The sequence below is a fragment of the Rhodococcus sp. PD04 genome (assembly GCF_035918275.1).
GTDB classification, from domain to species: domain Bacteria; phylum Actinomycetota; class Actinomycetes; order Mycobacteriales; family Mycobacteriaceae; genus Rhodococcus; species Rhodococcus rhodochrous.
In genome coordinates this window covers 1,333,508-1,346,275 of the sequence record NZ_CP142143.1, presented here as the reverse complement: position 1 = coordinate 1,346,275, position 12,768 = coordinate 1,333,508, and the positions used below count along the sequence as shown (strand labels likewise).

The window sequence follows — 12,768 nt, the reverse complement described above, 5'->3', positions numbered from 1 at the left end:
CTGCTCACGGCAGACGGACCGGTCGTTCCGGCAGATCAGTCCCCCGCGGACCGGACGGCGCTGATCACCGCCGCGACGAGGACGGCCAGCAACAGGATCACGAGCAGGACCGGTCCGAGCAGCAGCACCAGCACGATCAGGACGGCCAGTCCGATCTTCGCCTTGGTGCTGAGTCCGGAGATCAGCCCGCCCAGTGCGGCGAGGGCCGGATTGCGGCCTTCCAGCGCGGCCCGGATGCCGGCGAGGACCGCCTGCAGTCCCACGCCGCCGCTGGTGACCTCGCCGAGGAGCGAGTCCACCCATCCGCGGATCTTCCGGGTCAGTCCCGCCCCGAGTCCCCGGAACCCGCCGAGCGCGGTACGGACACCGGTCCGCAGCGCATCCTTCAGCCTCTCGAGGAGCGATGTGGGTTCCGACCGTGCCTGCTCGGTTCGTGGCCGCTCACGTGCGGGGCGGGTCGGTTTCCCTGCCCGGGCGTCGTTCGCCGGCGGACGCGGTCGTCGTCTCTCCTTCGGAGGCGCCGGCTTCGCACGAGAGCGGGGCGTGGTGTCCGAACGGGTCGATGTCCGAGTGGTCGATCGGGATGAGGTTCGGGTCGAGGTGCGCCGCGAGCCGGAGTCGCGGTCCCGACGCCGTGCAGCGGGTTCGGGCTCGCGGGTGCGCCGCTGAGGGGTGGTCTCGGGTTCGCGGGTGCGACGCCGCTCGGTGGGCTCGGGCTCGCACGGTCGACGGCTGCGCGTCCGCACAGGCTCGGCGGGGGTCTCCGTCCTCGGGGTCCTCGCATGCGTCGCGGTCGGCCGCCGCACTGGACGGGAGGTTCGGCGGGCTTCGTTCTGCCGAGCACTCATACCGCTCGCCTTCTCTCGTGGACGGGCACGGTGCCTCTCAGTGAACGCCGGATTCCGGGTCCGGTCAACGGCAGACGGAGCGTTCAGCCGGTACGGAAAAGGGATGGACCCTGTTCAAGATCGGTAACGGCTCTTGGAAGAATGAGCAATGCCCTCACAGCACACGGGGAGGTGTGCGCATCATCGTTCGCGATGGGGAGTGCGCGCGCGACGTAATCCGAAGGAGCACCGACAGACGTGACCGAGCAATTCAGTTTCGAAACACTCACGCCCACGGCATTTCTCGACCGTTCCGCCCGGGTCTTCCGTGACGACCTCGCGATGGTGGACGGCGATGTCCGTCGCACCTACGCCGAATTGCGCGATCGCTGCCTGCGACAGTCGGGCATGCTGCACGCTCTCGGCGTCGAACCCGGCGACCGTGTCGCAGTACTCGCGCCGAACACCTCGCTGATGCTCGAGGCGCACTACGGCGTGCTCTACGCGGGCGCCGTGCTCGTCTCGCTCAACACGCGCCTCACCGCGCCGGAGCTGCGGTTCATTCTCGAGCACTCCGGCAGCCGGGTCCTGCTCGTCGAGGAGTCGCTGGCCGATCTGGCACGCGAGGCGACGGCCGATCTGCCGTCGATCACGGTCGTCGGCGACGACTACGAGGACAAGCTCGCCGCCGCCCGCCACCGGTACGTGCCGCTCGCCGACGAGCGCACCATGATCGCCCTGAACTACACGTCCGGCACGACGGGTGATCCGAAGGGCGTGATGTACCACGCGCGCGGCGCCTACCTGCAGGCCCTGGCGATGGTCGCGCACTTCGGACTCGACAGCGGATCCACCTATCTGTGGACGCTGCCGATGTTCCACTGCAACGGCTGGACGTTCACCTGGGCCGTCACCGCAGCCGGTGGCACGCACGTGTGTCTGCCCAAGGTCGACCCCGAGCGGATCTGGGATCTCGTCCGCACCGAGAACGTCACGCACCTGTGCGGCGCGCCGACCGTCCTCGCGTCGCTGGTCGACGCCCCCAACGCGGGCGGCATCGATCATCGTGTCGTCGCGGCGATCGGTGGCGCACCGCCGGCGCCCGCCCTCATCGAGCGCTGCACCGCGCTCGGACTCGACATCACCCACCTGTACGGGCTCACCGAGACGTACGGTCCGGCGGCGATCTGCGAGTGGCGTTCGGAATGGGACGTCCTCCCCGAGGACGAGAAGGCACGGCTGCGCTCGCGGCAGGGCGTGGGCAACGTCGTGGCCGGCGAACTCCGCATCGTCGACCCGATGGGATCCGACGTTCCCGCCGACGGCGAGACGACCGGTGAGATCGCGCTGCGCGGCAACAATGTGATGCTCGGTTACTACAACAACCCGGACGCGACCGCCCGCGCCGTGCCGGACGGCTGGTTCCGCACCGGCGACATCGGCGTCATGCATCCGGACGGCTACATCGAGATCCGCGACCGCGCGAAGGACGTCATCATCTCCGGTGGCGAGAACATCTCGTCCGTCGAGGTCGAGGCGGCTCTCATCAGCCACCCGGCCGTTCTCGAGGCCGCCGTCGTCGCGGCGCCGAGCGAGAAGTGGGGTGAACGTCCCGTCGCCTACGTGGCACTGCGCAGCGGCGCGAGCGCCGACGAGGCGGAACTGCGCGCGCACGTGCGTTCGCAGCTCGCCGGTTTCAAGGTTCCCGACAGCATCGTCTTCGGCGCCCTGCCGAAGACCGCCTCGGGCAAGATCCGCAAGGTCGAACTGCGCGAGCGTCTCTGAGCACCGGCCGGGGCGGTTCCCGAGGTCACCTCTCGTCGAGAACCGTCCCGGCCCGCTCGGGCAGCGTGAACGCCGCGAGCGCGGCGACGACGAACGATGCCGCGAACGCACCGAAGACGAGACCGTTGCCGCCGGCGCCCAGCAGCACCGGCACCAGCAGCGGCGCGATGATCGACGCGAGCCGCCCGAAGGCCGCCGCCGAACCGGTGCCGGCACCCCGCACCGGCGTGGGATACAGCTCGGGTCCGATCGCGTACAGGGCACCCCATGCGCCCAGGTTGAAGAACGACAGCGCCATGCCCGCCGCGACGATCGTTCCCGGAGTCTCGGCGAGCCCGAACAACCCCGCCGAGACGGCCGACCCGGCGAGGAAGACCCCCAGCGTCAGGCGGCGTCCCCACACCTCGATCAGCCACGCCGCGACGCCGTAGCCCGGTAGCTGAGCGAGCGTGATGAGCAACGTGTAGCCGAACGAGGTGACCAGGTCGAAGCCCTGCGCGACGAGCAGGCTCGGCAGCCAGATGAACGCGCCGTAATACGAGAAGTTGATGCCGAACCACACGATCCACAGCGCCGCGGTGCGGCGGCGCAGGTTCGGCGCCCACACCGATCCGCGGGGTGCACGCTCGACTTCTGCGACGGACTGTTCGCTGTCGTTCGTATCGTCGCTGTCGTTCGTATCGTCGCTGTCCTCCGGAACAGAGGTGACCCCGGCCGAGCGCTCGTAGTCCCGCACGATCGCCTCGGCTTCCGCGTGCCGTCCGCGACTTTCGAGATAGCGCACCGATTCGGGTAGGCCGAACCGCACGACGAGGGCGTAGGCGGCCGGGACGAGACCGACGGCGAGCGCCCACCGCCATCCGTTGTCGCTGGTAGGAACGACGAAATAGCCGATGAGAGCGGCCAGCAGCCAGCCGACCGCCCAGAACGCCTCGAGGGCGACGACCACGCGCCCTCGCACCTTGCGGGGCGCGAATTCACTGACCAGCGTCGACGCGACCGGCAGTTCTGCGCCGAGTCCGAGTCCGACGACGAACCGCAGGGCGATGAGCATCGCCACCGACGTCGACAGCGCCGCCGCACCGGTCGCGAGACCGTAGACGAGCAGCGTCGCGGCGAAGACCTGCCGGCGTCCGATGCGGTCGGCGAGCAGACCACCGAGGGACGCACCGATCGCCATGCCGACGAAGCCGATGGATCCGATCCACGAGAGCTGCGTCGACGACAGATCCCACTGCACCGCCAGGGCCGCCATGACGAACGAGATCAGCCCGACGTCCATGGCGTCGAGGGCCCAGCCCACGCCGGAGCCGGTCAGCAGGCGGCGATGTCTGCCGGTGAACGGCAGGTCGTCGAGCCGCTGGGTGCGAGTGGTCATGCACCGAAACGTACCGCAGCGCTCGGGCGCCGATCAGCCGCGTGCGGCGGCCTCGAGCGCCGACACGTCGATCCGGCGCATCTTCATCATCGCGGCGGTCACGCGCTTCGAGACCTCCGGATCGGGGTCGGCGAGCAGTTCGTTCAGCCGTTTCGGTACCACCTGCCACGACAGGCCGTACTTGTCCTTCAACCATCCGCACGCGGATTCCTCGCCGCCGTCGGCGGTCAGCGCGTACCAGTAGTGGTCGGCCTCCTCCTGATCGGCGCAGTCGATCTGGAAGGACACCGCTTCGGAGAACCGGAACTGCGGTCCTCCGTTGAGTCCGTAGAAGACCTGGCCGTCGAGGAAGAACTCGACCGTCATCGGGGTCCCCGGCGGAACCGGGATGTCGCCTCCGGTGGACTCCTCGGTGTAATGGGTGATCTCACCGATCTTGGAGTTGGGGAAGATGCCGATGTAGAAGTTCGCGGCCTCTTCGGCGTTCATGTCGAACCACAACCACGGGGTGATCCTGGGCATCGTGACTCCTCGTGTCGTCGAATGTGTTCCCCTGTCACGAAGGCAGACCTCGGTCGGCTCGCATACTCATCGCGGAGCAGGAGTGGGTATACGTCGTCCGTGACGAAGAAGACGCGCGATCGCAGGAAACCGGGGAGGCAACGGCACCGCCCGCCGAGCACCGCGCCCGCACCGCCGGCGCGGTACTTCGAGGATCCGACGTTGCCGGCGGCCTGGCTCGTCGACATCGACGGAACGCTCGCGCACATGAGCGACCGGAGTCCCTTCCACTGGCACAGGGTGGGTGAGGACACCGTCTCCCCGGCGGTCGAGGCCGCGGTGCGGGCGTTCGCCGCCGCCCCCGACCGGGCCGCGATCGTGTTGCTCTCGGGACGCGACGGCGTGTGCCGACCGGAGACCGAGGAGTGGCTCGCCCGGCACGACATCCCCTACGACGAGCTGTACATGCGTCCGGCAGGCGACAATCGGAAGGATTCGATCGTCAAGGCCGAATTGTTCGACCGTCACATCCGGCACCGCTACCGCATCATCGCGGTGCTCGACGATCGCGATCAGGTGGTGCGCATGTGGCGGCGGATGGGACTGGTGTGTTTCCAGGTCGCCGAGGGCGATTTCTGACGGGAATCTGCACACGCCCGGTTCTCGGACGGTGACTCAATCATTCAGGGACACTTCGGCACTCAGCGCGGTCGGCGGAACGAAGGGCGCTCCGCCGAGATCGACGCGCCGGGTCCCGCATCCGACGCAGCGCACGTACAGCACCTGTCCGATCGACGTGGCGTGGCTCGACTCCACGCTCCACGCGTGTTCGTGAGCGGGAGTCCGGGCGGGGCATTCCTGTGGGTTCCGAGCTTCGATGGCGGTCATGTCCACCACCATGATGTAATGGTCTTATGCATCTCAACCCTTACGGCGAGTATGCGGTCCTCCTCGCGGCGTCACTGGCCGGTGACTGGCCCGACGATCGGGACGGCATCGTGGCCCGTACGCGCGAGGTGGGGATGACCATGGACTTCCCGACCGCGCCCGAAGACCATCCACGCACCCGCGAGGTCATCGACGACTGGCTCGCCATCGTCGACGCGTCCGACCCCAGGGAACGTGCGCGCCTGCTCAACGCGCAGATGGCCACCGCAGCGGCCTATCCCCGACTGACCGATCACGACGGCGAGGGATGGCACCTGCACTACCGCGACGAGGTCCAACCGCTCCCCGACGTACTGCGCGCGGTGATCAGCGTCGGCACGGCACTGCACCTCACCACTCGCGGAATGCACCGCCTCCATCGGTGCGCCGCAGCGGGCATCCCGACCAACCCGTGCTCGGCCGTGGTCGTGGACATCACCCGCAACGGTCGCCAGCAGTACTGCTCCGTGCGTTGCGCGAACCGCGCCGCGGTGCGCCGGCACCGAGCGCGGGCGGCCCAGCAGCGTCGATCCGCGTAGCCGAGTAGCACATCGCAACCGGGGACGTGCCTGTCCCCCGCGTTCCCCCGAGCCCGACGGGTTGGGAAGCTGAACGGCAGACACCCGACCGATCCGGAGGCTCCGAGAACCATGGCTGCTCGTTCCACCACCCGCCCGCCGAGGATCGACGCTCCGGACCTCGGTGTCCTCACCGACGCGGACGACGACGAGCTGCTCGCCCACGGGATCTTCGAGAGCGTGCGCTACACCGGCGCGGACCTCACGGGCCGTGATCTGACGGGGGTCGTCCTGTCCGAATGTTCACTCGTCGCACCGATCGTCGCCGACAGCGACCTCACGAGCGCACGCCTGCGCGACATTCTGGTCGAGCGCATGCAGGCACCGAATCTGTTCGCGCCGCGCAGCAGCCTGCACCGCGTGCACATCCGGGACAGCCGGATCGGTGCGCTGGACCTCTTCGATGCGGATCTGCGCAGTGTCACGATCGCGGATTCGAAACTCGGCCTGGTCAATCTGCGGGCCGCCACGGGACGCGATGTGCTCTTCCGCGGTTGCATCCTCGACGAACTGGATCTGGGCGGGGGCACCTTCACCCGCGTCGCCTTCGAGGACTGTTCCGTCGGCGTCCTCGACGTCGACCGCGCAACCCTCGACCAGGTCGATCTGCGCGGCCTGCGCATCGACACGATCCGCAACATGGACGGGATGAAGGGCGCGACGATCGACGCCCACCAGGCCGTAGCGCTGGCAGGACAGTTCGCCGCCCATCTGGGCCTGCGCATCGAGGACCTTCCCTGAGCACTGTTCGTCAGCGGTCGGTCAGATCCCGCACCTCCGCGTAACGCTCCCGCACGTGCGGGGCCGGGTCGGTTTCGTAGTGGCGGCTCGGTTCGGGTTCCCAGGTGGGAGGCTCGTCGCCTCCGCGCAGCACCCACGCCGCCTGTCGGGCCGCGCCCCGCGCCACGTACTCCCCCGGTTCGGGAACGTCGACAGGCATGCCCAGCACCGCCGGCGCCAGCTCGCACACCGCCTGCGAGCGCGCCCCACCGCCGACGAGCAGCACCCGCCGGACCTCGGTGCCCTGCGCCCGGATGTGGTCGATGCCGTCGGCCAGCGAACACAGCAGGCCCTCGAACGCCGCGCGGGCGAGATGCGCGGGAGTCGCCGTTCCGAGCCGCAGCCCGTGCAGTGCGCCGGTCGCGCCGGGACGGTTCGGGGTACGTTCCCCTTCCAGATACGGGACCAGCACGAGTCCGTCGCTGCCGGCCGGCGCCGAGAGTGCGAGCCGCGTGAGCTCGGTGTGGTCGACGCCGAGCATCGTCGCGGTGGCGTCCAGTACCCGGGCCCCGTTGAGCGTGCACACCAGTGGCAGATGCCGGCCGGTCGCGTCGGCGAATCCCGCGACGTAACCGTCCGCATCGCGGGCCGGTGTCGTGGACACCGCGCACACCACGCCCGACGTGCCGATCGAGACGACCACATCGCCTTCGCGGACGTCGAGGGCCAGCGCGCTCGCCGCATTGTCGCCGGCCCCCGGACCGAGCAGGGCACCGGCGACCGTCTCACCGACGCTCTCGGCCGGCCCGGCGACCCGCGGAAGGATCGGACTCGGCCGGCGCAGGGCCAGTTCGAGCAGATCCCGGCGATAGGTGTCCGTGGACGCGTCGAAGTAGCCGGTGCCGCTCGCGTCGCTGCGATCGGTGGCGAGCCGGTCGAGGTCGCGGTCGGTACGCATCGTCCACGTCAGCCAGTCGTGCGGCAGGCACAGCGCCGCGGTGCGGTCGGCGTTGCCGGGTTCGTGGTCGGCGAGCCAGCGGGTCTTCGCGACGGTGATCGCGGCGAGCGGGACCACCCCGACGGCCTCGGCCCACGCGGCCGAGCCACCGGCCTCGTCGACGAGATCGGCTGCTGCCGCTGCGGATCTCGTGTCGTTCCACAGCAGCGCGTCGCGGACCACGTCGCCGCGGTCGTCGAGGCAGACCATGCCGTGCTGCTGCGCTCCCACCGAGATCGCCGCGACGTCGTCGAGTCCGCCCGCTTCGGAACATGCCCGATCGAAGGCGGCGCGCCACTCCAGCGGGTCCACCGCGGTGCCGGGCGGATGCGGAGCACGACCTTCGCGCACGATGGTTCCGGTGTCGGCGTCGCACACGACGACCTTGCACGACTGGGTGGACGAATCGATCCCGGCGACGAGCGTCATCGTGCCGCCTCCCGGGCCGCGGTACGGTCGGCCAGCGTGGGCAGGTCGGCGCCGGCGCGCGCGACGGTCAGACCGGACGTCCACGCGGCGGTGTCGAGCACGTCACGCAGGTCGTCGATCCCGATGCCGCGCAGCGGTTCCCGATTATCGGCGCCGAGGAGTCCGCAGGTCCACAATCCGTCGAGCAGACCGGTGGTGAAGGCGTCGCCTGCCCCGACGGTGTCGACAACCTCGACCCGCACGGCGGGCACCTCGACGGTTCCGGCCGCACACAGCGCCACCGCACCGCGTTCTCCGCGGGTCACCGCGACGATCGCCGGCCCTCGCGAGAGCCAGTCCCGTGCGGTGTCGAGGGGATCGCGGTCGGGTGCGAACCACGTCAGGTCCTCGTCGCTGGCCTTGACCACATCGGCGAGCGAGACGAGGCGTTCGATCCGTTCCCGCCCACACGCCGGGTCGTCGATCAGTGCCGGGCGGACGTTCGGGTCGAAGCTCACCGTGGACGTTCCTGCCTGCTGCGCGACGAGTTCGGCGACGAGTTCACAACCGGGTTCGAGCACCGTCGCGATGGATCCGGTGTGCACGAGCACGGCGTCCACCGACGGTGGTGGCTCGACCGGATCCCAGACGATATCGAATTCGTACTTCGCGGAACCCTTCTCGTCGATCTCCGCCTGCGCGGTCGCTGTGCGCTCGGCTGCCGCGCTGCCCGGCGTCAACGACACACCGGAGGCCGCGAGATGGTCGACGATCCGCCGTCCGCGGGCGTCGGTGCCGACGCGTGTCGTGAACTGCACGGGCCGGTCGAGCCGCCCCAGACCCAGCGCGACGTTGAGCGGGCTCCCGCCCACATGCTCGACGGGTTCGGCACCGCCGCGGTGGACGATGTCGACGAGGGCTTCTCCGACGACGAGCGCGTGGCCGTTCATTCCGGCTCTCCCGGAAGTTCTTTCAGGGTGGCGCGGGCGCCGTCGTTGTGCAGGGCGTTGAGCGCCCAGGTGTAGGCGTCGACGAAGCGGTGGTTCTGCGCGAGATCACCGAAGACCTCGGTGTTCTCGATGAAAGCAGTGGGATGCGTGAGTTGTCGTCGCGCGATCGGGACGAGCGTGTCGGCGAGCCGGTCGACCACCTCGATCGGTTGCCCCTGTTCGTCGACGCCTTCGGCGTAGCGCGCCCACGAGGCGACGATCGCCGCGGACGACTGCACGTGACCACCGGTGGCCAGGTTCTCCCGGATCACCGGCACCAGCCACTTCGGGATGCGGTCGGACGACTCGGCGCACAAGCGGGCGATCGTGTCCCGGATCTCGGGGTTCGCGAACCTCTCGATGAGGGTGGTCTTGTACTCGTCGAGATCGATGCCCGGCACCGGTTTCAGGGTCGGCGTCGCGTCGGTGTCCATGTAGGCACGGACGAATCCGGCGAGGAGCGGATCCTGTGCGGCCTCGTGGACGAGCCGGTATCCCATGAGATACGCGAAATAGCAGAGCCCCTGATGACCCGCGTTGAGCAGACGCAACTTCATCAGCTCGTAGGGAGCGACGTCGTCGACGATCTGCACTCCCGCATCCTCGAAGGGCGGTCGCCCGTCGGCGAAGTCCTCCTCGAGCACCCAGGAGGTGAAGGGTTCGGCGGCGACCGGCCAGCGGTCCTGCACGTCGAAGCGTTCGGAGAGCGTCGAGACCACCTCGTCGGTGGTCACCGGGGTGATCCGGTCGACCATCGAGTTGGGGAAACGGACGTGCTCGGTGATCCATTCTGCGAGATCGGGATTCAGAAGACGCGCGTATTCGGTGAAGACGCGGCGCGCGACGCTTCCGTTGCCCTCGATGTTGTCGCACGACATCACCGTCGGGGCGCGCAGTGCCCGCTCCCGACGCCGGGCGAGAGCCTCGGTGACGAGACCGAAGACGGTGGCCGGGGGTTCACCGGACCGCAAATCGTGTTGCACGGCCGGATCGTCGACGTCGAACTCACCGGTGTCGTGACGGATGTTGTACCCACCCTCGGTGACGGTCAGCGAGATGATCCGGGTGGTCGGGGCCGCGAGGAGCTCGATCACCGCCTCGGGATCGTCGGGGGCGTAACGGTAGTCGACGATGGAGCCGATCACCCGCGGCTCCCAGGTGCCGTCGGGGTGGGTGAGCACCAGCGTGTACAGGTGGTCCTGGGCGGCGAGCGCCTCCTGCATACGGCGATCACCGGGGAGCACCCCGACGCCGCAGATACCCCATTCCTTCGCCTTCCCCTGTTCGAGGAGCCGGTCTACGTACATCGCCTGATGCGCGCGGTGGAATCCGCCCACACCGAAGTGCACGATGCCGACGGAGACGTCGTCCCGACTGTAACTCGGGACGGGCACACCCAGCTCGGGAAGCGTTTGCTCGTTCACGTGCATGGATCTTCAGTCCTTTCCCGCCGGATCGGTCACGTCCACGACGGCCTTGATGTTTCCGGGTGTCCGATCGGATTCGAGTGCGTCGGCGGTCTTGTCGAGGGGGAACCGGGCGGTGACCATCGAGTCGAGATCGACCCGGCCCGCCCCGAGGAGCGCGAGCGCGGTCGGCCACGTGTTCGCGTAACGGAACACGCCGGTCAGGATCAGTTCGCGGTTCTGGACCAGCTGCACCGGCAGGGTCATCGTCTCCGCGCCGGATCCGACGAGGACGACGGTGCCGCCGGGACGGACCGCGCGGATACCCGAGTCGACGGCGGCGGGGGCACCGGACGCGTCGATGTAGGCGTCCACGCGCAGCGCCGAGGGGTCGTCGACGCGGGGATCGAGCGCAGCGCTCGCCCCGAACGACAGTGCGGTCTCGCGTCGTCGTTCGTCGAGGTCGGTGACGACGACCTCGACCGCACCGAAGGCGCGCGCGACCTGGGCGACGACGATGCCGACGGGCCCGGCGCCGGTGACGAGGACGCGGGAGCCGGCGGTGACGCGGGCCTTGCGGACGGCCGCGATGCCGACCGACAACGGCTCGCACAGCGCGGCGGCGTCGTCGGACACGGTGTCCGGAACGGGATGTGCGAAGGCCGTTCCGATGGTGACGTACTCGCACAGCGCGCCGTCGACGGGCGGCGTGGCGTAGAAGCGCATGTGCGGGCACAGATTGTAGTCGCCGCGGCGCGTCTCCTCGGTGAGCGGGTCGGGACGTTGAGGTTCGATGGAGACCCGCTCGCCGATCCGGCTCTGCGGAACACCGTCCCCGACCGCGACCACGACCCCGGACGCCTCGTGGCCGAGCACGATCGGATCGGTCACGACGAACTCGCCGATCCGCCCTTCGCGGTAGTAGTGCGCGTCCGAGCCACATACCCCCACGGTGGTCACCCGGACGAGGACGTCGCCGGGCTCCGGTGCAGGTAGAGGCCGTTCCTGCATCTCGATGCGGCCCGGTTCGAGAAGCACGGCAGCACGCATCGTGTCCGGGAGCGTCGGGCGAACTGTTGTGTGGGTCACACTCCGATGCTAACGTACTGAGCAGATGCACGCACCCCTGAGCAGATGCTCACGGAGCGCGACGAAGACTGCTCGCACCAAGGAGAGCTCGTGACCGCCCCCGGCCCCACCAACATCCCGGACACGGAGAGCCCGGTATCCACCGAGGATCTCCGTCTCGCCGTGCGGGCCGCGACGCTCTACTACCTCGACGGCCTCACGCAGGCGGAGGTGGCGCAGCGCCTCGGCGTCTCCCGCCCCACCGCCGGCCGGCTCGTCGCGCGCGCTCGCGCCCAGGGTCTGGTGCGCATCGAAGTCACCGTGCCACCCACCTGGCGCGACGACCTGCACGCCGAGACCGAACGGGCACTCGAGGAGCGCTACGGACTCGTCGAGGCCGTCGTGGTCGGGCGCCGCGTCGACGACGCCGGCCCGATCGAGGACTCCGCGAGCTTCGCTGCCCTCGGACGCGCCGCCGCCGGCCTGCTCACCCGCCGCCTCCGCCCCTCCGACACCCTCGGATTCACGTGGGGTCCGGAGACCGTCGCTGTGGCACAGGCCCTTCCGTCGGGTGTCGCCAGTTGCGCGACGATCGTCCAGCTCGACGGATCCATCTCCACGAGCGCCTACCAGACCGGCACCGAGTTCGTCCTCGGCCGCTGCGCCGAACAACTTCGGGCACAACCGCTCCGGCTTCCCACACCGCTGTACGCCGATCCGTCCACGGTCGCGTCGATGCGCACCGACTCACTGATCTCCCGCACGCTCGAGGTCGGACGTCGCGCCGAGGTGATGATCTTCGGTGTGGGCGCGGTGTCGACCTCGACCACTCTGTTCGAGGGCAGTTTCCTCGACACCGCGATGCTCCACGAACTCGACGGCCTCGGTGCGGTCGGTGAGATCGGCGGCCGGTTCTTCCGCGCCGACGGCACCGCCGTGCACGGCGAACTCGAGACCCGCACCATGTCGGTCCCCCTCGACGACGTCCGCAACTGCCCCGCCACCATTCTCGTCACCGGCGGACAGTCCAAGCACCGCGCTGTACTCGGTGCTCTTCGAGGCGGTCTCGCGAACATGCTCGTCTGCGACATCGCGTGCGCCCAGTACCTGCTCGACCATCCCGACCACGCCCTCGAGAACGACACCCCCAAGGACGAGGCACCACCGAAATGAGGTAGACCATC

12 protein-coding genes are annotated in these 12,768 nt (G+C 69.3%); 5 read left to right on the top strand and 7 right to left on the bottom strand.

The features are described 5' to 3' along the window. Positions 1 to 35: 35 nt before the first annotated feature. Positions 36 to 299 (bottom strand): hypothetical protein, encoded by a 264-nt coding sequence (locus U9J23_RS06260; RefSeq protein ID WP_229567498.1) that lies wholly within the window; start codon positions 297 to 299, stop codon positions 36 to 38. Between the two features lie 786 nt (positions 300 to 1,085). Here U9J23_RS06260 and U9J23_RS06255 point away from each other — a divergent pair. Continuing rightward, entirely contained in the window at positions 1,086 to 2,612 is a 1,527-nt protein-coding gene (locus U9J23_RS06255; RefSeq protein ID WP_442802270.1) for an AMP-binding protein, read from the top strand. 25 nt (positions 2,613 to 2,637) lie between these two features. Here U9J23_RS06255 and U9J23_RS06250 read toward each other — a convergent pair whose 3' ends face one another. Then, a complete protein-coding gene (locus tag U9J23_RS06250) occupies positions 2,638 to 3,990 on the bottom strand; it encodes an MFS transporter (RefSeq protein ID WP_326601915.1) in 1,353 nt (450 codons plus the stop codon). Between the two features lie 33 nt (positions 3,991 to 4,023). After that, complete coding sequence (locus U9J23_RS06245; RefSeq protein ID WP_326601914.1) at positions 4,024 to 4,512, bottom strand: VOC family protein; 489 nt, start codon at positions 4,510 to 4,512, stop codon at positions 4,024 to 4,026. Between the two features lie 99 nt (positions 4,513 to 4,611). Here U9J23_RS06245 and U9J23_RS06240 point away from each other — a divergent pair, with 99 nt between their 5' ends. From U9J23_RS06240 to U9J23_RS06230, 3 genes are all read left to right on the top strand, one after another. Continuing rightward, a complete protein-coding gene (locus U9J23_RS06240; protein ID WP_085468871.1) occupies positions 4,612 to 5,130 on the top strand; it encodes a phosphatase domain-containing protein in 519 nt (172 codons plus the stop codon). A 275-nt stretch (positions 5,131 to 5,405) separates the two neighbouring features. Further along, positions 5,406 to 5,957 carry a CGNR zinc finger domain-containing protein gene (locus U9J23_RS06235; RefSeq protein ID WP_085468872.1) on the top strand — a complete coding sequence of 184 codons (552 nt, stop codon included), beginning with the start codon at positions 5,406 to 5,408 and terminating at the stop codon, positions 5,955 to 5,957. A gap of 111 nt (positions 5,958 to 6,068) precedes the next feature. Continuing rightward, positions 6,069 to 6,737, top strand: coding sequence for a pentapeptide repeat-containing protein (locus U9J23_RS06230; RefSeq protein WP_085468873.1), 669 nt, complete (start codon positions 6,069 to 6,071; stop codon positions 6,735 to 6,737). A 10-nt stretch (positions 6,738 to 6,747) separates the two neighbouring features. Here U9J23_RS06230 and U9J23_RS06225 read toward each other — a convergent pair whose 3' ends face one another. From U9J23_RS06225 to U9J23_RS06210, 4 genes are read right to left on the bottom strand one after another with little or no spacing between them, the layout of a single operon-like run. Beyond that, positions 6,748 to 8,142 carry a xylulokinase gene (locus tag U9J23_RS06225; RefSeq protein WP_059381530.1) on the bottom strand — a complete coding sequence of 465 codons (1,395 nt, stop codon included), beginning with the start codon at positions 8,140 to 8,142 and terminating at the stop codon, positions 6,748 to 6,750. After that, complete coding sequence (locus U9J23_RS06220) at positions 8,139 to 9,071, bottom strand: carbohydrate kinase family protein (protein WP_059381531.1); 933 nt, start codon at positions 9,069 to 9,071, stop codon at positions 8,139 to 8,141. Before U9J23_RS06220 ends, U9J23_RS06225 begins: the two co-directional genes overlap by 4 nt. Further along, on the bottom strand, positions 9,068 to 10,540 hold the full coding sequence (locus U9J23_RS06215) for a mannitol dehydrogenase family protein (protein ID WP_326601911.1): 1,473 nt from the start codon (positions 10,538 to 10,540) through the stop codon (positions 9,068 to 9,070). The genes U9J23_RS06220 and U9J23_RS06215 overlap by 4 nt, the downstream gene beginning before the upstream one ends. 6 nt (positions 10,541 to 10,546) lie before the next feature. Next, a complete protein-coding gene (locus tag U9J23_RS06210) occupies positions 10,547 to 11,566 on the bottom strand; it encodes an NAD(P)-dependent alcohol dehydrogenase (RefSeq protein WP_272268008.1) in 1,020 nt (339 codons plus the stop codon). Between the two features lie 129 nt (positions 11,567 to 11,695). Between U9J23_RS06210 and U9J23_RS06205 the strand changes: the two genes are divergently transcribed. Further along, the gene (locus U9J23_RS06205; RefSeq protein ID WP_442802269.1) at positions 11,696 to 12,757 is read left to right on the top strand and encodes a sugar-binding transcriptional regulator; all 1,062 of its coding nucleotides are present in this window, start codon (positions 11,696 to 11,698) and stop codon (positions 12,755 to 12,757) included. The last annotated feature ends 11 nt before the right edge of the window (positions 12,758 to 12,768 follow it).